This is a genomic window from Bradyrhizobium sp. (assembly GCF_035935975.1).
GTDB lineage: Bacteria > Pseudomonadota > Alphaproteobacteria > Rhizobiales > Xanthobacteraceae > Bradyrhizobium.
On the sequence record NZ_DASYWN010000052.1, the window covers coordinates 171,751 to 189,237 of the forward strand.

Consider the following 17,487-nt stretch of genomic DNA (forward strand, 5'->3'; position numbering starts at 1 on the left):
CAAGCGCAGCGCAGACCCGGGACCCAGAGGCTCCGGCACGGATGCGGCATGGGCCCCGGCTCTGCAGCGCATCACGCCGCACGCGGCGCGCTGCACTGCGTCCGGGGCACGCCAGCATCCGCCTTCACCCCGCATACGCCCTGTCGAGATCCGCGATCACGATCTTCCGCATCCCCATCATCGCCTGCAGGACGCGGTTCGCCCTGGTGCGGTCGGGATCGCCGAGGTAGCGGCCGAGCGCGGTCGGGATCACCTGCCAGGACAGGCCGAACTTGTCCTTGAGCCAGCCGCAGCGGGATTCCTCGCCGCCGTCGGCGGTAAGCGCTTTCCAGAAGTAGTCCACCTCGCCTTGCGTCTCGACGCTGATGAAGAACGACACCGCCTCGTTGAAGCGGTATTGCGGGCCGCCGTTGAGCGCGTTGAAGCGCTGGCCTTCGAGTTCGAACACCGCCATGAAGTCGCTGACGGTCTCGACTTCAGCGTTGGGAAACACCGATTTGTAGAACGCGACGGCTTCGGGGACGTTGTTGTCGAACCAGAGGAACGGCGTGATGGAGGTCATGAGCGGGGATCCTTCTCGGCTCAGGCGGGTGTTCCAAGGACGCGAGCGGGAGGGACGTTCCGACATGGAGAAGCGGGATTTTTTCGGCCGGCCGTAGGATGGGTAGAGCGCAGCGAAACCCATCAATCGGGCCGACGCCAGGCGCGGCGGTTCAATGGCGCCGTGACGAAGCGATGGGTTTCGCTGCGCTCTACCCATCCTACGCACCGGAAATCGCGCTAGCCTGTCGGAAACCGCCCCCTCCGTTCGTCCTCTGGACCGAAGCCCCCACCACCCCGGAGCTCCCCGATGCGCCCCACAATCACCGCCTTCAAAAGCTCGCCCGACCGCGGCCGCGGGCAGGCGCGCGACATGCGGGTTCGCTGGGCGCTGGAGGAAGCTGGCCTTCCTTACGACGTTCGCCTGGTGTCGTTCGCGGCGATGAAGGCGCCGGCGCATCTTGCGCTGCATCCGTTCGGGCAGATCCCGACCTTCGAGGACGGCGATCTTGCGCTGTTTGAGTCCGGCGCGATCGTGCTGCATATCGCCGAACATCATGGCGGGTTGCTCCCGACGGATGCGAGTGCGCGCAGCCGCGCGATCGCGTGGATGTTCGCTGCGCTGAGCACGATGGAGCCGCCGATCGTCGAGCTCGGCATGGCGATGCTGTTCGAGCGCGACAGGAGGTGGTATGCGGAGCGCCTGCCGATGCTGCAGGATCGCGTCCGTATCCGGCTCGGCGAGTTGTACCGTCGCCTCGGCGATGCCGACTGGCTCGACGGCGCGTTCAGTGCCGGCGATCTCATGATGGTGACAGTGCTGCGCCGCTTGAACACATCGGGCCTGCTGGAGGACTATCCCGATATCGCCGCCTATGTCGGGCGCGGCGAAGCGCGGCCGGCGTTCAGGCGGGCGTTCGATGCGCAACTGGCGGTGTTCGAGGCTGCGTTGCGTTCGCAAAATGGCTCAGCGGGCGGCTCACCCTAGCGCGATCAGCGACGGCGGAAAGCAGGTCCGGCGCCCATTGCGTCCACCACCACGCCCATGCATGCTGCCGCCGCCAACGGAGGAGCCTGCCCATGCTGACCCTCTATTCCTACCCTGAGCTGTTCGGCGTCGCCGACAACAACGGCTACGGCCTCAAGGTCTACGCCTTCCTGAAGCTCGCCGGCGTGCCGTTCGTGCATGAGCATGTGTTCGATGCCTCCGCCGCGCCGCGCGGGCAGCTGCCTTACGTGGTCGACGACGGCGAGACCATCGGTGACAGCGAGACGATCATCGCGCATGCGATTACGAAGTATCGCCTCGGCATCGATGCCGCGCTGTCGGCGGAGCAGCGGCGGACCAATCATCTGGTCACGCGCATGCTCGACGACCTCTATTGGGTGATGTCCTATTCGCGCTGGAAGGACGAGCGCTTCTATCCGGCGTTCCGCGACGCCTTCATCGCGCAGCATCCGCAGATCAATGCCGAGGGGTTCGAGAAAGCCAAGGCCTACAACGCGCAGCGCTATCACTACCAGGGCATCGGCCGCTACACGCCCGAGCAGGCCTACGCGCGAGGCCTCAGCGATCTGCAGGTGCTGGCGGAGATCGTCCCTGCCGCGGGCTTCGTGCACGGTGCGGCGCCGACCAGCTGTGATGCCGGCATCTACGGTTTTGTCGCCAACATCTATTATTTTCCGATCCCGACGCCGCTGAAGGCGTTCGTCGATGCGCAGAAAAACCTCGTCGCGCATTGCGAGCGGGTGCATGCGATGGTGAGCGGGTAATCCGCAGACCGTAGCCCGGATGAGCGAAGCGACATCCGGGGCCGAGAGTAGACCCGCATATCGCTGTCGCTCATGCGGGCTACGAAATGAGGCGAATTCGCCTACCGCATCGTGATCGCGAGGCCGCTGAGATCCGCGTTCGCCATCAGGCCGACCTGCGTGCCGGTCAGCTCCAGCACCGCGCCCTTCTGGTTGGTGAGCACGATGGCGCGGGCGCCGCGGCCCACCGCGAGGCCGGCACCGGCCGCACCGTAGACGCCGGCAACGTCCGACGGGCGGTTGATGTTGGAGACGCGGCCGCGCAGCACGGTCTTGGAGCCGCCGAAGACGAGGCCGTAATCGAGCCCGCCGGTCGAGAGCCCATAGGAGCGGCCGCGGAAGTTGAGCACGCCGGAGCCACCCGAGCCGCCGATGATCCAGCCCGCCTTGTAGATCGTCAGCACCACGGTGCCGCCGTCGGCCATCGCCGAGGTCGAGAGGCCGGCCAAGGCGGCAATGGCGACCAGCGCGGCGCGAAGGGTGGTGGCGATCTTCATGGGGAAGCTCCGGAGCTATTTTTCAAGGGGAGAACGAATCAGACGAGATGAATTTACCCGATGGATCGCGGCGGCAACATGATGGGGTGACGTGAGACGAGCTCTTCGCCGCGCCCACAACTGTCATCGCCCGGCTTGTGCGCAATTGCGCACTGGACCGGGCGATCCAGTATTCCAGAGACGCTGGTTATTGAACCGAGAGGCCGCGGCGTACTGGATGCCCCGGTCCCGGCTCCGCCAAGGCTACGCCGAGGCCCACACGAGCGCTCGGCACGCCGAAGCTTCAGCGAAGGCGGCAAGCCGGGGCATGACAGCGGAGCTTGAGGCCGCACACCGACGCGACCGCCATCATGCCATTCTGCTCCTGTTTTGCCCGACGGAGCAAGTAATAATTTCGTCTTTCCCGAATTTCAAAAAGCCCAATGATTTCCGCTTGGTTTCTACTGTGCATGGGGTTGTTTTCGCATCTTTTGTTTTCGTCCCCTCTCTCCATATCGATTGCAACTCCCCCGCATCCCGCTACGCTCACGCTCCCGACCCGCACCGAGGTGATCCCATGACGATCCAGCATTTCGCGCCGCCCCCGCACGTCAAGGCGCCGCCGCTGTCCTTTGCGACGCGCGTCGGCGACCTCCTGTTCGTCTCCGGCATTCCCGGCTTCGACGCGAACGGCGCGCTGCCCGACGGCTTTGAAGCGCAGTTCGCCAATGTCGTCGTCAACATCAAACGCGTGCTCGACGATGCCGGTGCAACCGTCCGCGACCTCGCCAAGGTCAACGTGCTGCTCACCCGCGCCTCCGACGTCGCCGCCATGAACGCGCTCTATGCCGGCGCCTTCGGCCCGCCGCCTTATCCGGCGCGCACCACCTGCGTGGTGCACGCGCTGCCCGATCCGAAGATGCTGATCGAGATCGAGGCGGTGGCATCGCTGGCAAAATGAGCTGCGTGTGACTTGCCGGGCACGCGGCCAAACCAAGTGCCCGGCTCCGGCTGACATATCCGTGAAACGGCCGGTCGGCGGCTTGCCAAGGGCCTGCTTTTCCCGCACGAATTTTCACGTCCCACGTCCCCCCAAAGGAGCTCCTTCATGCGTCGCGTTCTCGCCCTCTGTGCCATTGCCGGCATCGCCAGTTCCGTGTTCGCCATGCCCGCATCCGCTGCGGTCGGCTATTACGTGATCCGCTGGGACAACACCGGCATCTGCCAGGTCTGGAACGAGAACTTGAAGTACAAGCCGTTCCAGTGGGGCGCCTCGACCTACAAGGTCGTCAGCAAGCCGCTCCCGACCTTCACGGCCGCCTCCGACCTGCAGATCAAGATGCGCGCCGAGCGCCGCTGCACGCTCTAGGCTTGAAGCGACAGACGAGATTTAGAGGGCGGTTTGCGCAAGCGAGCCGCCCTCCTTCGTTTGGCGGACAGCCCATTTTTTCAGCCGAAATCCCGCATCTGCGGCGCGCGCGCTTTGAACCTCATGCGCATGCGGAACTACTCACTCCTTGTCCGGGGCGCTACCCCCCAGCGTCCCGCACCACTCCTCCCCTCATTGTCGGGAGGCGCATCACATCTTTCATTTGAGGAGCTGATCATGCGTCGTATTTCCGTGCTGTGCGCTGCCGCCGGCCTTGCCATTGCCGCGTTCGCCGCCACCAGCCAGGCCGAGGCCGGCTATCATCTGATCCGCTGGCAGAACGGCGGCTTCTGCCAGATCTGGGACGAGAGCATCCCGACCACGCCGTGGCCCGCCGATTACACCCGCGTCAGCGCCACCGTGCCGACCTTCGTCGATGCGCTGATGCTGAAGGACCATGCGCTGAAGGACGGCCACTGCACCTGGTAAGAATTCGATCGGCGGACGACAAGGGTCGGGCAAGGATGCGATGCTAGCATTCTTGCCCGATCGCGTTTCTATTCCCTCCTTTCGGGATTCATCGATGCGCACGCTCACCGCGACAGCCACCCTCCTCAGTGTATCGCTCGCGCTCGTCTCCACTGCGCCGGCGCAGGCACCGCAATCCTTCCGCGTGATCTCGCCGATCTTCGACCAGCTCGTCAGCTTCGCGATGCCGTCGAACTTCACCGCCGTGTTCGAGAACACCAAGGGCGGCCACTACATCCGCGAAGCCGTGCTGAAGGGCGAGACGCCCGAGCGCTGGACGCAGATGATCACGGTTACCGGCGAGAAGGGCATGACGCTGACGCGCGGTGCTTCGCCGGAGATGTTCGCGGGAACCATCGCCGGCGGCTTCAAGTCGGCCTGCCCCGACAGCTTCGCGGCGCAGCCGCTCGGCGCCATGACGTTCGGCCGCTTCGAAGGCTTTGCCGCCGTGATCGGCTGCGGCCGCATCGACAGCGGCCCGACCCGCCACAGCGAGACCGCGCTGCTGATCGTGCTGAAGGGCTCGACCGACTACTACACCATCCAGTGGGCCGAGCGCGGCCCCGAAAGCGACGAGCCACAGGTCAAGGACGCACGCTGGCAGGCGCGCATGAACGACCTCGGCCCCATCACCCTCTGCCCGATCGTTACAGGCGAAGCCGCGCCCTATCCGAGCTGCGTGAACAAGAGCTGAGGCGGACCCTCCGTAGCCCGGATGAGCGAAGCGACATCCGGGGCTGCTCCGCCCTCAGATCATGCTTCCTCCGCCCGCTCACCAAAAGCATCGCCACTCTCACCGGCGTCCCCGGCCCAGTCCTTTGGAAGCACTGCCGTCCACACGTAGCGATGAAAAGAGGAATACGGCCAATCGCCGACACGCCGCAGGTAGCCGTGCTTGACCGGGTTGAAGTGAATGTAATCGACATGCCGGGCGAAATCATCTTCGTCGCGGATCGTGTGTTCCCAATACCGTCGCTGCCATAGCGCCAGTTCTCCGTTGGAATGGCGAGCGATCTCGACACCGGCGTGAAGCAAGGCGCTGCTGAAACTCCCATTGATCCTCCGCCAACGGCCGGCAAAGTCAGCATCATCCAACGGGAGCTTCAGCAGGACATGCAGATGATCCGGAAGGATCACAACTGCATCAATCTCGAATGGACGCTCCTTCCGAGCGGCGCGAAAAGCATTACGCAGAACATCGACGTTTTCAATCAGGAGGCTCGACCGTCTGTCGAAAAGCGCCACTGTGAAAAAGTAAGTGTCGCCCGGAAGAAAATTTCTTCTGTACAGAACCATAGGATAGACCTGTCCCGGATGTCGCTTCGCTCATCCGGGCTACAGGGTAGCATATGTGGCGCTCTCACGCGTCCTTGTGCGCGCCGGGATGGATCAGGATGTCGCGCGCGGCGGCGAGGTCGATGAAGGCCTCATTGCTGCCGCCCTGGTCGGGATGCATGCCCTTGGCGGCGCGGCGATAAGCCTGGTTGATGTCCTCGCAGGTGAGCTGCACCGCGAGCGGCAGGCCGAGCACCTTGCGGGCGCGATCCTCGCGCGACAATTTCTTCGGCGCGGCATTGCGGCGGCCGAAGCGCGGCGCGGTCAGGCCATGGACGACCTCGAGCACGACGCCGATGCGGCGCTGCGCCGCCAGCGTGACGCTGTGATCGTCATTGTCGACGGCCTGGCGCAGCACCGGAAGCGCCTGCTCGGCCGCCTGGCGCAGCATGGTGTCGGTGCTCATCCGCGCGATCTCGGCCACGAGCCGACCCGCCTCGGCCCAGTCGGCGGCACCCGCCGACCGCAGGCGTTCGAGAGCGAGTTTCCAGGATTCCAGCCGTTCCATCATGCGCGCAACGTTTAGCAATGCGGAGCAGTATGCCAAGGCGGCCGTTTCCGACCCCTTAATTTCGGGTTAGCCTTTCATGAAACTTAGAAACGAAATCGGGAGGAAATTGTCATGGCATTGCTCGCAAACCACATCGCCGTCGTCACCGGCGCCGGATCCGGCATCGGCCGGGCGATCGCGGCCGGCTATGCGCGGGAAGGCGCGCAAATGGTACTGCTCGACGTCAATGCCGACACCGTCGCGGAGGCCGCGCAGGAGATCCGCAAGGCCGGCGGCAAGGCCGAGAGTTTTGCGCTCGATGTGACCAAGCGCGATGATTGCTTTGCGCTGGCAAGGCAGGTCGCCGACAAGGTCGGGCAGGTCTCGATCCTCGTCAACAATGCCGGCATCACCCGCCGCAACGCCTTTACCGCCGAAACCGAGACGGTGGCGAAGGACTGGAACGACATCATCTCGCTCAACCTCAACGGCGTCTTCAACATGACGCAGGCGTTCCTCGCACCTCTGCGCGCGAGCAAGGGCCGCATCGTCAATATCGGCTCGATCCAGTCCTTCGTGCATCTGCGCACGCCGAGCTCTGCGGCGTATACGACGTCGAAGCACGGCGTGCTCGGCTTCACCAAGGCGCTCGCGGTCGAGCTCGGCAAGGAAGGCGTGCGCGTCAACGCGATCGGGCCGGGCTTCATCGAGACCAACATCAATGCCAATGTGCGCGCCACCAATCCGGCGCTGGTGCAGGCCTTCGTCGATCACACCCCGCTGGCGCGCACCGGCAAGCCCGAGGACATCGTCGGCCCCGCGATCTTCCTCGCTTCGGATCTGTCCGCTTATGTCACGGGAACGATCGTGATGGTGGATGGTGGGTATCGGACGGTGTGAGGCGCGAGGCGGAGGAGCCGCGGCGTACTGGATGCCCCGCCTTCGCGGGGCATGACACCTGCTTTGCCGCGCGAGATCGTCCCGCCTCGCTATGCATCTCGTGCCAATCGCGGCGCCATCGCGGCAATCCCAAGGTCAATTGGTGCGATGGCGCGAGATTAACCTTTCATTAACCAAACCCGCCCACCGTGGTTCTACGGCTTGGGGGTCGTTTGTTCTCGATCCGCTTCCAGCGAAGGAAGCGGGCGTTGATCGGGGTGTGTTGATGACCACTGTTCATGTCGCGGCGGCGCAGGACGCACAAATCCTCGCACCTAACCAGATCGTTCCGCTGCTGATCGGCGCAACTGTCGACGAGGTCGAGCGCGAGCTCGTGCTCCAGACGCTCGCGCGCTGCGACGGCAACCGCACGCGCGCATCGCGTGTGCTCGGCCTGTCGGTGCGCACGCTGCGCAACAAGATCAGGATCTATGCCGCCTCGGGCATCGAGGTGCCCGCCTATCACGACTAGCGCGTCACGGTGCGGCGGATCAGTCCGCCGGCCAGAAACGCAAGCGCGATGATGGAAACGGCGGCCGCGATCAGCTCGATGGCGCGGAGCACAAAGGCCGTCATGACGGCCCATGACGATTGCGGCTCCTCGGCAAAGCCGACCGGCACCACATCGGGCACGAGCAGATGCGCAAGCCCGACTGCGAGGGCAAGGATGACGGCCGACAGGCAGAAGATTGTCCACGCAGCTCGCATCGCGCGCTCCTCGAAAAGGTGGTGGCCGCGCGCAATTCAATGACACGGCGCCCCGTGCCGCCGATTGATGTTGATCAAGCCTGAGGCGATGCACAGGCGGAATTGCTGCTGTCGTCAAACGCCGCTAAGTAGCTTGCTTCCGGTCAAGGGAGCAGTGGCGTGGCAGACGATCAGGGACGGCAGGGACCTCAGGGGCCGCGCGGGCGGCAGGGCGAACCGGGACGGCCGGGACCGCAGGGTCACCCCGGCAAACGGGGACCGGACGGTGCGCGCGGCAAGCCGGGACCGCAGGGCAAGCCGGGGCTGGTCGGCAAGGCCGGACCGCTGGGCAAGGCCGGACCGCAAGGCAAGCAGGGCGAAGCCGGTCTGCGTGGCGCCGCCGGCGCGCAGGGACCCGTCGGGCCGCAAGGGCCAGTGGGGCCGCAGGGCCCGCGCGGCGAGGCCGGACCGCCCGGCCAGTTGCCGTCGATCGAGCAGGTGCTGCCGTGGCTCGAGCAGCTCTTCGATGCCTGGGACGAACGCCGCCGCCAGCGCGAGCGTGAGGCCGCCGAGCGGGACGCCCAGGAAGCCGCCGAACGCGCGGCGCTGGAAGCCGCCGTGCAGGAGGTCGACGAGACGCACGACGAGTACGAGGACGACGACAGCGAAGGCGACGGGCACAAGAAAAAGAAGAAAAAGAAGAAGCACGGCCACAAGGACTAGCCGCTGGTGCCCCGGACGCGGCGCAGCACGCAGTGATGCGCCGCTGAGCCGGGGCCCACGTTACAGAGGCCTGCGCTAAATCATTTCTGGGTCCCGGCTCTGCGCAGCAGCGTTGCACGCTGCAGCGCGTCCGGGACGCGAGCCTCGTTCAGGAGGCTGGTGATGAATCATCTTTGCGCGGCAGCATGCCCATGCGCTCGAACTGCCAGCGCATGGCGCGATACCAGAGATAGCCGACCGCCGCGCCGCACAGCGCCAGGATGACGACATTCGCGCTCGAGAACGAGCCGCTCCACCACATCATCCACGCGGTCCACAGCAGCGTGAAGACGATGGCACCTGCTTTCAGCGGAAGAAGGGGGCGGCTCATGATCGGGCTCCGGGCTGTCAAAACCCCGGCGCACATCATCTCAAACCGAGGCGGCCGATACCGTGAGCCAGATCACGGAAGGCTTGCGCTAACCGAAGCGCAGCCGCGAACGCTCCTTCGCCTTCTCCGCCTCGACCTCGCGGTCGCGCGCCGGCGCATGGGTCTGCAGCGAGGTCAGCAGCTTTCGCGCGGCCTCCGAGACCTCGGCCACGGCGAGGTCGAAGGCCGCCTCATTGGCCTGCGAGGGCTTGTTGAAGCCGGAGAGCTTTCGCACGAACTGGAGCGCGCTGGCATGGATCTCGTCCTCCGTTGCCGGCGGCTCGAAATTGAACAGCGTCTTGATGTTGCGGCACATGCAGTCTCTCCCGATGATGTCCTCATAAGACGAACGGCGGAGCCGAAATCCTACATCCTTACCGATCCTTCTGCTAAGGTCCGCGCCAACGCGGCCGCCGGATATGAGCCGCATGGGAGAGGAACATGAAAGCTTCTTGCGCGGCGCTGTCGGCCGTTCTGCTGTCGATTTCGGCATCGGCATTCGCCGCCGACTATCCGGCGCCGAAACAGGGCGATTGGGTCGCCAAGGATTTCAAGTTCCATACCGGCGAGGTCATGCCGGACCTGAAGCTGCACTACACCACCGTCGGTGAGCCGACCGGACAACCCGTGCTGGTGCTGCACGGCACCGGCGGCTCGGGCGCGAGCATGCTGACGCCCGCCTTCGCCGGCGAATTGTTCGGCGCGGGGCAGCCGCTCGATGCATCCAAATATTACATCATCATTCCCGATGCGATCGGCCACGGCAAATCGTCAAAACCGTCGGACGGCATGAAGACGGGCTTTCCGAAATACAATTACGACGACATGGTCGAGGCGCAGCATCGCCTCGTGACCGAAGGCCTCGGCGTCAAGCATCTGCGGCTCGTGATCGGCAACTCCATGGGCGGCATGCAGACCTGGCTGTGGGGCGAGAAATATCCCAAGGACATGGACGCGCTGATCCCGATGGCCTCGCAGCCGACCGAGATGGCATCGCGCAACTGGATGATGCGGCGGATCATGCTCGACACCATCCGCAACGATCCCGACTACAACGGCGGCAATTACACCGGCCAGCCCCGCATGATGAAATACGCGATCACCGCCTACGGCATCGCCAGCATCGGCGGCACCCTCGCCTATCAGCAACAGGCGCCGACCGCGGCCAAGGCCGACAAGATCGTCGACGAGCGGCTGGCGGCACCGGTCACGGCGGACGCCAACGACTTCCTCTACCAGTGGGGCTCCTCGCAGGACTACAACGCCGGCGAAAAGCTCGAGCAGATCGAGGCGATGCTGCTGCTGATCAACTCCGCCGACGACGAGCGCAACCCGCCGGAGACCGGCATCACGGACGCTGCGATGAAGCGCGTCAAGAACGGCAAGCTGTATCTGATCCCCGCGAGCACGGAGACGCGAGGCCACGGCACCATGGGCAACGCGAAATTCTACGTCGAGCAGGTCAGGCAATTGCTGCAAACCGCGCCGCAGCGGACGATGTAAGCGTCGTCAATCGCCCATATCGCAACGCATCATGTGCGGCGCCTCGGCGCCGCATATTATTTGAGCATGCAATGCGCTGACAGCTCGGGCTTAATCGCGTCAACGATACGAATCGAAACGCGACGGAGGATCGCATGCACAGGCTCGCGCTGTGCGTCTGGCTGGCCGCGACGATGGCGCTGACGAGCGCGGCGTTCGCGTTCGACAACGGCCAGTACGACCATGTCCCGCCTGACATCCGCGCCTGGTTCAAGAGCGTGATCGCACCGAACGGCGTGCCCTGCTGCGACATCTCCGATGGTCATCGCACCGACTACGACGTGCGGGGCGGCACCTATTGGGTGCCGATCGAGGGACAGTGGATGGAGGTCCCCGCGCGCGCCATCATCCGCGATCGCGGCAACCCGGTCGGCCAGGCCGTAGTGTGGTACGTCCACCACCGCGGCGCCATCATCATCAGTTGCTTCGTGCCCGCGGACGCGGTGTAGGCCAATCAGGCCTTGAGGTCTCGCTTGGGCGAGGCCTCGACGTATTCGATGTCGTCACCGAAATCGCCGAGCGCGGCGCGAACGGATTTGGCATCGGCCTCGGCGACGGTGTAGATCGCAGCGAGGCTTTGCCGCTTCTGTCCGGGAAACAGACTCTCGGCCGCATAGCCGGCATCACTGAGCGTCTTGATGATCAGGCGCCGCCGGCGCTGATCGACACGATCGTGAAATTTGAACTGCACGGACATGCACAACAAGCTAGCCGTTCACGGCGCCCGATCAAGGCCGCGGCGCCTATTTTCGTCGCTTCCTCGCCGGCTTCACGCGGCCGAGCGCAGCGGCAACATCGAGGAGGCCGGCGCCGTATTGGGGCGTAAAATCCTTGCCCCGCATCGCCGGCAATTTGGTCGCCGTCGCGACCAGGCGCCTTGCAACCGCAAGCCCGGCCGCCCGGGATTTCGACTTGCTGATGTAAACGAGCGCAGCGGCACCCGTCACATGCGGCGTTGCCATCGACGTGCCGGGCCAGGAATCGTATGTCACGTGATCGGCGAAGCTCGCCTTCACCCGGGGCACCGTCGACAGGATATTGACACCAGGCGCGACCAGCTTGATGTGTCTTCCCGTGTTGGAGAACGAGGCCCGCCGATGAGATTCGTCGACGGCGCCGACGCCGATCGTGTCAGGATAGCCCGCCGGATATTCCTTCGGATTGCCGTCCTCGAACTCGTTGCCCATCGCGGTCGAGATGACGACGCCGGCATCGACCAGCTCGGCGAAGATCGCAGCTTCCGCCTTGGAATGATCCTCGCCGCCAATGCTGAGATTGATGACCTTGATGTTGGAATCGAGCGCAGCCGCGAGCGCCTTGCTGTAGAACTCGAAATTGAAGTTCTCGTCGTCGCCGGCGCGCTTGGGATCGTCGAACACCTTCCAGCAGTGCAGCCGGCAATTGGCAAGGCCCGCGATACCGACCGAATTGTTGACCACGGCCGCGATCGTGCCGCCGACATGCGTGCCGTGGCCGAGAAAATCGCGCTCGCCGTTGCCGTCGTGCCGGTACTCTTCGATCGCGCCTGCAAGATCGGGATGTCCGGCATCGACGCCGCTGTCGAGCACAGCGACATGGACGCGCCCCGCGCCCGGCCGCGGCCTGTCGAACCATCTGATGGCGCGAAGGCCCCATTGCCTGATCTTCATGGCATCGGCGGCGACATTGAGCCAGCGGTTGGGAACGGGCTCGACCAGCTCCACGGCCTTGGAGGCACTGAGCCGCTTCAAGACCGACGCACCGATCTTCTTGTCCTTCACCTCCATGATCTGAAATCCGGCCAGCGCCTCGCGCGGTGCCGCCGTCGCAGAGTGTACAATCGAGCGATGAACCGCGGCCAGAGCCTGCGGCCGCGCCGGCGCGTCGCCGCCACCGTCGACCACGAACAACGGCTTCATTGACTGCAGCCCGAAATTGTCGTGCAGGAAATTGAACGGCCCGCTGACCTCGTCGGGCAACGCCGCCATCAGCGCGCGCGGCGTTGCCGCCCGAGGCGAGGTCGCCGCAATCTGGCGAGCGACGGCCGGCTTCAAGCGAACGATGAGCTGTCCTGGAACATGCTTGCGACGGCGCGGCCGATCGCCAGCGACCCGCATTGCCTGCGTGGAGGCCATGACGAATTCCCTCCCTGAAAGCGTTAAAGTATGCCACCCGTTATAAGCGAAATTGTTGTGCCAAGCTACCGCGCCATCCGGCACGATCGATTGGCGGTTGCGGCGCGACAAAGAGGGATAGCGATCGGGCCAAAGGATGCTAATCTCGCATCCTCAATCAAGGAGACCTTCGTGACCGATCTTTGCGCCGAAGACCTCGCCACCATCTATGCCAAGCCAAGCCCGCGCGTGATCGCGAAGGCGCGTCCCGCGATTGATGCGCATGCGAAGAAATTCATCGAGATGTCGCCGTTCTGCGTGCTCGCGACTTCTGGCACCGACGGCAGCGTCGACGCTTCGCCGCGCGGCGGTGGCATCGGCTTCGTCCGCGTCGCCGGCCCCAATCAGCTGCTGATGCCCGACCGCTCCGGCAATAACCGGATCGACAGCTTTCGCAACGTCGTCGAAGGCTCGGGCTTCGTGCACATGCTGTTCTTCGTGCCGGGGATCGACGAGACGCTGCGCGTCGGCGGCCGCGGCACGCTGTCGGCCGATCCGGATCTGCTCGCGTCCATGGTGGAGTTCGGCAAGCCGCCGCGCGCGCTGCTGAACGTCGCGGTCAGCGAAGTCTATTTCCACTGCGGCAAGGCGCTGATGCGCTCAAAGCTGTGGTCGCCGGAGAAGGTGCAGCGCTCGGTGATGCCGAGCATCGGCCAAGTCATTCACGACCAAACAGGCCTGGGCGAGCCGGAGAGCCAGGAGATCGTGGAGGCGCGTTACAAGACGCAGTTGTAACTGCGCCCCGAACAAAAATGTCGTCCCAGCCTACGCCGGGACGACATCGAAATGCACGACTGACGTCAACGCCGGAGCTTAGTGCCCCTCGCCCTCGAGCCCGCCGACGTGCTTCTGGGTGTAGAGCTCGAGGCCGATGCGGCCGATCAGGTCGAGCTGGGTCTCGAGGAAGTCGATGTGGTGCTCCTCGTCGCTCATCAGCTTCTCGAACAGGTCACGCGTGACGTAGTCCTTGACGCCGTGGCAGTAGGTCGCCGCTTCCTGATAGAGCGCCCGCGCGCTCATCTCGGCGGCAAGATCGCACTCGATGATCTCCTTGACGTTCTGGCCGATGCGCAGGGGATCGAGCACCTGCATGTTCGGGAAGCCGTCGAAGAACAGGATGCGCGCGGTGAGCTTGTCGGCGTGCTCCATCTCCTCGATGGACTCCTTGCGCCAGACCTTGGCCATGTCGAGGAGGCCCCAATTGTCGAGAAAGCGATAGTGCAGCCAGTACTGGTTGATCGCAGTCAGCTCGTGACGCAGCGCCTTGTTGAGATAGTCGATGACTTTTGCGTCGCCCTGCATGGTTCACTCCAGCTCTTGCAGTCCAAATCGGACCTATCCGACTTTAGAATGTTTCTAAATGAGATTAAACACGAGGGCAACCGGCTACGGGGACGCAGCCGGGGAAAAGCTCAGCCGACGGTGGGGAAAGTTTCAGCAGGCCGCGAGGGCGAACTGGGCGGGCTCGACCGTCTCGTCATTGGCGGCGACGGTATGGCTGTGCGGGCAGCCCGAGCAGCAGGACTTGGCACAGGGGCCGAGGGCTTCGTCGATGATGGTCTTGATGGTGCGGGCACAGCGGCCGCATTCAGCGCTGCAGCCAAGGCATCCGTAGACCTGCTTGGCATGACGCACGGCATCGTCGGACTCGGCGACAGCGGCGCGGATGTCGTCATCGCTCAGCACGTTACAGGAACAAACGATCATGGAAGCGGTAGGCCCTTCGGTGATGCGCCATCATCGATATTTAACGGGCCGTCCGGATGCAAAGGGAAAAACCGGTATTTGAAGCTATTCCAAACTGGCCGAAAAACAGCTTAGAACGGCCCTAAATCAAGCTGTTGCGCTGGATCAAGATTGCGGTGGATCTAGTCCCCGCCACCGCCTCCACCACCGTCGCCGCCGCCTCCGCAATCCCCGCCGCTGCTGCCGCTATCGCTCGAGGAACAGCTGTCGCTTGAGCTTCCGGAGCTGTCGCTGGAAAACCAGCTCCCCAGCGAGAAGCCGTCGCTGGTGCCTGAATAGCTGTCGCCACCGCTGCTGCTGCTTCCATCCCCGCCGGCCGATGCCCGCGAGCGCCGGTTGCGGTTCTGGAGATGGGTGAACCAGCCATAGCCGATCGCAAAGACGACCCCGGCGGCGATCAAAGCGTTAATCATCCCGTTGCCCATTCAACGCCTCCCTCTGATCCATACCAATTGGTCGCACTCTGCGAAGGTGCCGTTCATTGATCGTTCAAACAGAGTATGGAACCTAGGATCCCAAAGAGTTCCGCGTATGAAGAGGTCAAACCAATGAAGAAGTCGCTCCTGGCAATTGCTGCCGTCGCCGCGCTGGCCCTGACGGCCGTAACGCCAGCCCATGCCCAGCGCGGGGTCGCCGCGGGCGTCGCCGCCGGGATCATCGGTGGCGCCATCGTTGGCGGTGCGCTGGCCTCTCCGTATTATTACGGACCCGGCCCTGCTTACGGTTATGGCCCAGGCTACGGCCCAGGCTACGGCCCCGGCTACTATCCGCCGCGCTACTACGCGCCGGGTCCGGGCTATGTCGCTGACGACTACTATGGCGACGGCTGCGTCTGGCAGAAGCAGCGCTTCTGGGACGGCTACGCTTGGCGCGTTCGCCGCGTCCGCGTCTGTGGCTGAGGCGACTCGAAGCGCGGTTCGCTGCGACTGATTCAGTTGGGCCGGTTCACTACGGATATGCTGTTCATCTCCGAGCCCGAAAAAGACCGCTTTTCCGCGTCACAGCTCCGTGTGCGTTTACCGTGGATTGACCATTTGCGCGCTTCCTAGCTGCAAGGCCAATTCCATCAGAGTGTGCGTGAACCTTTGAACCCCGGACGCCTCTAACAAGAGGATTCCATCTCCCAGGAGAGCCAAGAGCATGAAGAAGACTTTTGTTGCCGCCCTCACGGTTGCGACGATCGCCGGTTCGCTGGTGACCGCCACTCCGCCCGCCAAAGCCGGTGACAACATCGGCGCCGGCATCGCGGCCGGCCTGATCGGCGGCGCCATCGTCGGCGGCGCGATCGCATCGAGCCGTCCGGCCTATGGTGGCCCGGTTTACGTCGCCGAGCCCGGCCCGCCGCCCCCGCCCTGCTACTGGCAGCGCCAGCGCTATTGGGATGGCTACGGCTGGGTCGTTCGCCCGGTTCGCGTTTGCTACTGATCTGATCGCCCTGGCGCATGCGCGCCGCGATCGAAGCCCGGCCGAGACCATCGGCCGGGCTTTTTCTTTGGCGAAAGAGTCTCGCTAGCGCGCCGCCTGGATCGAGCGCAGCACCTCTTCGCTCGGCCAGCAATCGACCTTGAGGCCTGCCGACTTCTGGTAGGCGCCGAGCGCGGCGCGCGTCTGCATGCCGGCCTTGCCGTCGATCTTGTCCTTGTAGAGCCCGACGCGCGTGAGCCCGCGCTGCATGGTCTCGACGTCCTTGGTGCGCAGTTGCTTCGAGGCCGCCCACGGCGTTGCGAACGGCAGCGGGCTCGTCATGCGGTCGCTGAGATGGCCGACGAACAGCACGTAGAGGTCGGAGAAATTGTATTCCTTGATGACGAAGTAGTTCTTCGTCGTCAGGAATGACGGACCATAGATGCCTTCCGGCTGGAGCAGCGAGGCCGGCTGCGCCTGCTCGGCAGCGCTGAGCTTTTGCCCGCGCACCGGCACAAAGCCTTCGCGCAGCCACTGGCCGATCGGCTTCGTCACCTCCGGCACGCCACTGGTGCAATCGACCTTCGCCGGCGCCTGCACCTCGTAGGCCCAGCGGACGCCGCTCTGCCAGCCCTTGTTGACGAGTTGCTGCGCGGCGGAGGCGAGCGCATCCGGCACCGAGTGCCAGATGTCGATGCGGCCGTCGCCGTCGAAATCGACGCCGTGCTTGTAATATTCCGACGGCAGAAACTGCGTGAGGCCGGTGGCGCCGGCCCAGGACGAGCGCATGTCCTTGCGCGTCACCACGCCCTCGCCCAGAATTTTCAGCGAGAGGATGAACTCGTTGCGATAGGTGTCCTTGCGGCGACCGACATAGGCCTGCGTCGCCAGCACGCGAACGAGATCATAGGGCAGCGTGTAGCGGCCGTAGTCGGTCTCGCGGCCCCAGATCGCGAGCATGACAGTCGAAGGTACGCCGGACTTCTGCTCGATCTCGCTCAGAGCGGGGCGATATTTCTGCAGCAGCCGCTGTCCCTCGCCCGCAAGCCGCGCGATCGAGGCTTCCTTGACGTAGTCCGCCGGCACCTGCACGAACTCGGCCTGCGACGGCGCACCGGTCGCGGGCCGTCCGGGCAGGATCAGATCGGGCAGCTTGTAGTCGGGCTCGAGCCCGCGCGTCTGCTCGTCGAACGTCTTGCGCGAAACACCGGCAGCCTGCGCATCCGGCCAGAGCGAGGCGATAAACTGCGTGAAGGCGGCGTCGGCGGCGCGGGCGGACGACCATCCGCAGGTGACGACAATCACCGCCGCGATGAGCGCCCGCCGCATCATGC

The 17,487-nt window shown here is 64.5% G+C and carries 27 protein-coding genes; 14 read left to right on the forward strand and 13 right to left on the reverse strand.

Annotation, left to right across the window (positions count from 1 at the left end; genetic code table 11):
- Window positions 1–124: 124 nt before the first annotated feature.
- Window positions 125–562, reverse strand: coding sequence for a VOC family protein (locus VGR99_RS31505; protein ID WP_326903837.1), 438 nt, complete (start codon window positions 560–562; stop codon window positions 125–127).
- Between the two features lie 288 nt (window positions 563–850).
- Between VGR99_RS31505 and VGR99_RS31510 the strand changes: the two genes are divergently transcribed.
- Window positions 851–1,528 carry a glutathione S-transferase family protein gene (locus VGR99_RS31510; protein WP_326903838.1) on the forward strand — a complete coding sequence of 226 codons (678 nt, stop codon included), beginning with the start codon at window positions 851–853 and terminating at the stop codon, window positions 1,526–1,528.
- Window positions 1,529–1,620: 92 nt separating this feature from the next.
- Window positions 1,621–2,313: a glutathione S-transferase family protein gene (locus VGR99_RS31515; RefSeq protein ID WP_326903839.1), complete on the forward strand. Its 693-nt coding sequence runs from the start codon at window positions 1,621–1,623 to the stop codon at window positions 2,311–2,313.
- Between the two features lie 101 nt (window positions 2,314–2,414).
- On the opposite strand, the gene VGR99_RS31520 is transcribed toward VGR99_RS31515, so the two are convergent.
- Window positions 2,415–2,849, reverse strand: coding sequence for a hypothetical protein (locus tag VGR99_RS31520; protein WP_326903840.1), 435 nt, complete (start codon window positions 2,847–2,849; stop codon window positions 2,415–2,417).
- A 556-nt stretch (window positions 2,850–3,405) separates the two neighbouring features.
- Between VGR99_RS31520 and VGR99_RS31525 the strand changes: the two genes are divergently transcribed.
- From VGR99_RS31525 to VGR99_RS31540, 4 genes are all read left to right on the forward strand, one after another.
- A complete protein-coding gene (locus VGR99_RS31525) occupies window positions 3,406–3,789 on the forward strand; it encodes a RidA family protein (protein ID WP_326903841.1) in 384 nt (127 codons plus the stop codon).
- Between the two features lie 147 nt (window positions 3,790–3,936).
- Window positions 3,937–4,197: a hypothetical protein gene (locus VGR99_RS31530; RefSeq protein WP_326903842.1), complete on the forward strand. Its 261-nt coding sequence runs from the start codon at window positions 3,937–3,939 to the stop codon at window positions 4,195–4,197.
- Window positions 4,198–4,434: 237 nt separating this feature from the next.
- The gene (locus VGR99_RS31535) at window positions 4,435–4,686 is read left to right on the forward strand and encodes a hypothetical protein (protein WP_326903843.1); all 252 of its coding nucleotides are present in this window, start codon (window positions 4,435–4,437) and stop codon (window positions 4,684–4,686) included.
- 94 nt (window positions 4,687–4,780) lie between these two features.
- Window positions 4,781–5,419 (forward strand): hypothetical protein, encoded by a 639-nt coding sequence (locus VGR99_RS31540; RefSeq protein WP_326903844.1) that lies wholly within the window; start codon window positions 4,781–4,783, stop codon window positions 5,417–5,419.
- Between the two features lie 59 nt (window positions 5,420–5,478).
- On the opposite strand, the gene VGR99_RS31545 is transcribed toward VGR99_RS31540, so the two are convergent.
- Both VGR99_RS31545 and VGR99_RS31550 read right to left on the reverse strand, forming a co-directional pair.
- On the reverse strand, window positions 5,479–6,021 hold the full coding sequence (locus VGR99_RS31545) for an REP-associated tyrosine transposase (protein WP_326903845.1): 543 nt from the start codon (window positions 6,019–6,021) through the stop codon (window positions 5,479–5,481).
- Between the two features lie 64 nt (window positions 6,022–6,085).
- On the reverse strand, window positions 6,086–6,571 hold the full coding sequence (locus VGR99_RS31550; protein ID WP_326903846.1) for a J domain-containing protein: 486 nt from the start codon (window positions 6,569–6,571) through the stop codon (window positions 6,086–6,088).
- A 111-nt stretch (window positions 6,572–6,682) separates the two neighbouring features.
- Here VGR99_RS31550 and VGR99_RS31555 point away from each other — a divergent pair, with 111 nt between their 5' ends.
- Both VGR99_RS31555 and VGR99_RS31560 read left to right on the forward strand, forming a co-directional pair.
- Window positions 6,683–7,450 carry an SDR family NAD(P)-dependent oxidoreductase gene (locus VGR99_RS31555; protein WP_326903847.1) on the forward strand — a complete coding sequence of 256 codons (768 nt, stop codon included), beginning with the start codon at window positions 6,683–6,685 and terminating at the stop codon, window positions 7,448–7,450.
- A 265-nt stretch (window positions 7,451–7,715) separates the two neighbouring features.
- Entirely contained in the window at window positions 7,716–7,961 is a 246-nt protein-coding gene (locus VGR99_RS31560; protein ID WP_326903848.1) for a helix-turn-helix domain-containing protein, read from the forward strand.
- On the opposite strand, the gene VGR99_RS31565 is transcribed toward VGR99_RS31560, so the two are convergent.
- On the reverse strand, window positions 7,958–8,197 hold the full coding sequence (locus VGR99_RS31565) for a hypothetical protein (RefSeq protein WP_326903849.1): 240 nt from the start codon (window positions 8,195–8,197) through the stop codon (window positions 7,958–7,960). The genes VGR99_RS31560 and VGR99_RS31565 overlap by 4 nt on opposite strands.
- Before the next feature lie 159 nt (window positions 8,198–8,356).
- On the opposite strand from VGR99_RS31565, the gene VGR99_RS31570 reads away from it, so the two are divergent.
- A complete protein-coding gene (locus tag VGR99_RS31570) occupies window positions 8,357–8,899 on the forward strand; it encodes a collagen-like protein (protein ID WP_326903850.1) in 543 nt (180 codons plus the stop codon).
- A 148-nt stretch (window positions 8,900–9,047) separates the two neighbouring features.
- On the opposite strand, the gene VGR99_RS31575 is transcribed toward VGR99_RS31570, so the two are convergent.
- Window positions 9,048–9,269: a hypothetical protein gene (locus VGR99_RS31575; RefSeq protein ID WP_326903851.1), complete on the reverse strand. Its 222-nt coding sequence runs from the start codon at window positions 9,267–9,269 to the stop codon at window positions 9,048–9,050.
- A gap of 88 nt (window positions 9,270–9,357) precedes the next feature.
- The gene (locus VGR99_RS31580; RefSeq protein WP_326903852.1) at window positions 9,358–9,624 is read right to left on the reverse strand and encodes a DUF2277 domain-containing protein; all 267 of its coding nucleotides are present in this window, start codon (window positions 9,622–9,624) and stop codon (window positions 9,358–9,360) included.
- 125 nt (window positions 9,625–9,749) lie between these two features.
- On the opposite strand from VGR99_RS31580, the gene VGR99_RS31585 reads away from it, so the two are divergent.
- A complete protein-coding gene (locus VGR99_RS31585; RefSeq protein WP_326903853.1) occupies window positions 9,750–10,811 on the forward strand; it encodes an alpha/beta fold hydrolase in 1,062 nt (353 codons plus the stop codon).
- 134 nt (window positions 10,812–10,945) lie between these two features.
- Window positions 10,946–11,299: a hypothetical protein gene (locus tag VGR99_RS31590; protein WP_326903854.1), complete on the forward strand. Its 354-nt coding sequence runs from the start codon at window positions 10,946–10,948 to the stop codon at window positions 11,297–11,299.
- Between the two features lie 5 nt (window positions 11,300–11,304).
- Here VGR99_RS31590 and VGR99_RS31595 read toward each other — a convergent pair whose 3' ends face one another.
- The gene (locus VGR99_RS31595; RefSeq protein WP_326903855.1) at window positions 11,305–11,547 is read right to left on the reverse strand and encodes a hypothetical protein; all 243 of its coding nucleotides are present in this window, start codon (window positions 11,545–11,547) and stop codon (window positions 11,305–11,307) included.
- A gap of 46 nt (window positions 11,548–11,593) precedes the next feature.
- Window positions 11,594–12,964 (reverse strand): S8 family peptidase, encoded by a 1,371-nt coding sequence (locus VGR99_RS31600; RefSeq protein WP_326903856.1) that lies wholly within the window; start codon window positions 12,962–12,964, stop codon window positions 11,594–11,596.
- A gap of 171 nt (window positions 12,965–13,135) precedes the next feature.
- Between VGR99_RS31600 and VGR99_RS31605 the strand changes: the two genes are divergently transcribed.
- Window positions 13,136–13,738: an MSMEG_1061 family FMN-dependent PPOX-type flavoprotein gene (locus tag VGR99_RS31605; RefSeq protein WP_326903857.1), complete on the forward strand. Its 603-nt coding sequence runs from the start codon at window positions 13,136–13,138 to the stop codon at window positions 13,736–13,738.
- Window positions 13,739–13,816: 78 nt separating this feature from the next.
- On the opposite strand, the gene bfr is transcribed toward VGR99_RS31605, so the two are convergent.
- The 3 genes from bfr to VGR99_RS31620 form a co-directional block, all read right to left on the reverse strand.
- Entirely contained in the window at window positions 13,817–14,305 is a 489-nt protein-coding gene (gene bfr / locus VGR99_RS31610; RefSeq protein WP_011089420.1) for a bacterioferritin, read from the reverse strand.
- A gap of 132 nt (window positions 14,306–14,437) precedes the next feature.
- Window positions 14,438–14,710 carry a (2Fe-2S)-binding protein gene (locus VGR99_RS31615; protein ID WP_326903858.1) on the reverse strand — a complete coding sequence of 91 codons (273 nt, stop codon included), beginning with the start codon at window positions 14,708–14,710 and terminating at the stop codon, window positions 14,438–14,440.
- Between the two features lie 161 nt (window positions 14,711–14,871).
- Window positions 14,872–15,174: a hypothetical protein gene (locus VGR99_RS31620; RefSeq protein WP_326903859.1), complete on the reverse strand. Its 303-nt coding sequence runs from the start codon at window positions 15,172–15,174 to the stop codon at window positions 14,872–14,874.
- A gap of 123 nt (window positions 15,175–15,297) precedes the next feature.
- On the opposite strand from VGR99_RS31620, the gene VGR99_RS31625 reads away from it, so the two are divergent.
- The gene (locus tag VGR99_RS31625; protein ID WP_326903860.1) at window positions 15,298–15,648 is read left to right on the forward strand and encodes a hypothetical protein; all 351 of its coding nucleotides are present in this window, start codon (window positions 15,298–15,300) and stop codon (window positions 15,646–15,648) included.
- A 241-nt stretch (window positions 15,649–15,889) separates the two neighbouring features.
- Window positions 15,890–16,174, forward strand: a complete 285-nt coding sequence (locus VGR99_RS31630; protein ID WP_028152321.1) for a hypothetical protein — start codon at window positions 15,890–15,892, stop codon at window positions 16,172–16,174.
- Between the two features lie 84 nt (window positions 16,175–16,258).
- On the opposite strand, the gene VGR99_RS31635 is transcribed toward VGR99_RS31630, so the two are convergent.
- Window positions 16,259–17,485 (reverse strand): lytic murein transglycosylase, encoded by a 1,227-nt coding sequence (locus tag VGR99_RS31635; protein ID WP_326903861.1) that lies wholly within the window; start codon window positions 17,483–17,485, stop codon window positions 16,259–16,261.
- Between the last annotated feature and the right edge of the window lie 2 nt (window positions 17,486–17,487).

Bases quoted from the DNA above. Each gene is read 5' to 3' on its own strand.
- VGR99_RS31635 (WP_326903861.1), bottom strand. From the start codon at position 17,485: ATGATGCGGCGGGCGCTCATCGCGGCGGTGATTGTCGTCACCTGCGGA.
- VGR99_RS31600 (WP_326903856.1), bottom strand. From the start codon at position 12,964: ATGGCCTCCACGCAGGCAATGCGGGTCGCTGGCGATCGGCCGCGCCGT.
- VGR99_RS31550 (WP_326903846.1), bottom strand. From the start codon at position 6,571: ATGATGGAACGGCTGGAATCCTGGAAACTCGCTCTCGAACGCCTGCGG.
- VGR99_RS31565 (WP_326903849.1), bottom strand. From the start codon at position 8,197: ATGCGAGCTGCGTGGACAATCTTCTGCCTGTCGGCCGTCATCCTTGCC.
- VGR99_RS31575 (WP_326903851.1), bottom strand. From the start codon at position 9,269: ATGAGCCGCCCCCTTCTTCCGCTGAAAGCAGGTGCCATCGTCTTCACG.
- VGR99_RS31535 (WP_326903843.1), top strand. From the start codon at position 4,435: ATGCGTCGTATTTCCGTGCTGTGCGCTGCCGCCGGCCTTGCCATTGCC.
- VGR99_RS31585 (WP_326903853.1), top strand. From the start codon at position 9,750: ATGAAAGCTTCTTGCGCGGCGCTGTCGGCCGTTCTGCTGTCGATTTCG.
- VGR99_RS31590 (WP_326903854.1), top strand. From the start codon at position 10,946: ATGCACAGGCTCGCGCTGTGCGTCTGGCTGGCCGCGACGATGGCGCTG.
- VGR99_RS31525 (WP_326903841.1), top strand. From the start codon at position 3,406: ATGACGATCCAGCATTTCGCGCCGCCCCCGCACGTCAAGGCGCCGCCG.
- VGR99_RS31520 (WP_326903840.1), bottom strand. From the start codon at position 2,849: ATGAAGATCGCCACCACCCTTCGCGCCGCGCTGGTCGCCATTGCCGCC.
- VGR99_RS31595 (WP_326903855.1), bottom strand. From the start codon at position 11,547: ATGTCCGTGCAGTTCAAATTTCACGATCGTGTCGATCAGCGCCGGCGG.
- VGR99_RS31625 (WP_326903860.1), top strand. From the start codon at position 15,298: ATGAAGAAGTCGCTCCTGGCAATTGCTGCCGTCGCCGCGCTGGCCCTG.
- VGR99_RS31620 (WP_326903859.1), bottom strand. From the start codon at position 15,174: ATGGGCAACGGGATGATTAACGCTTTGATCGCCGCCGGGGTCGTCTTT.
- VGR99_RS31510 (WP_326903838.1), top strand. From the start codon at position 851: ATGCGCCCCACAATCACCGCCTTCAAAAGCTCGCCCGACCGCGGCCGC.
- VGR99_RS31515 (WP_326903839.1), top strand. From the start codon at position 1,621: ATGCTGACCCTCTATTCCTACCCTGAGCTGTTCGGCGTCGCCGACAAC.
- VGR99_RS31505 (WP_326903837.1), bottom strand. From the start codon at position 562: ATGACCTCCATCACGCCGTTCCTCTGGTTCGACAACAACGTCCCCGAA.
- VGR99_RS31630 (WP_028152321.1), top strand. From the start codon at position 15,890: ATGAAGAAGACTTTTGTTGCCGCCCTCACGGTTGCGACGATCGCCGGT.
- VGR99_RS31580 (WP_326903852.1), bottom strand. From the start codon at position 9,624: ATGTGCCGCAACATCAAGACGCTGTTCAATTTCGAGCCGCCGGCAACG.
- VGR99_RS31540 (WP_326903844.1), top strand. From the start codon at position 4,781: ATGCGCACGCTCACCGCGACAGCCACCCTCCTCAGTGTATCGCTCGCG.
- bfr (WP_011089420.1), bottom strand. From the start codon at position 14,305: ATGCAGGGCGACGCAAAAGTCATCGACTATCTCAACAAGGCGCTGCGT.
- VGR99_RS31555 (WP_326903847.1), top strand. From the start codon at position 6,683: ATGGCATTGCTCGCAAACCACATCGCCGTCGTCACCGGCGCCGGATCC.
- VGR99_RS31530 (WP_326903842.1), top strand. From the start codon at position 3,937: ATGCGTCGCGTTCTCGCCCTCTGTGCCATTGCCGGCATCGCCAGTTCC.
- VGR99_RS31545 (WP_326903845.1), bottom strand. From the start codon at position 6,021: ATGGTTCTGTACAGAAGAAATTTTCTTCCGGGCGACACTTACTTTTTC.
- VGR99_RS31615 (WP_326903858.1), bottom strand. From the start codon at position 14,710: ATGATCGTTTGTTCCTGTAACGTGCTGAGCGATGACGACATCCGCGCC.
- VGR99_RS31560 (WP_326903848.1), top strand. From the start codon at position 7,716: ATGACCACTGTTCATGTCGCGGCGGCGCAGGACGCACAAATCCTCGCA.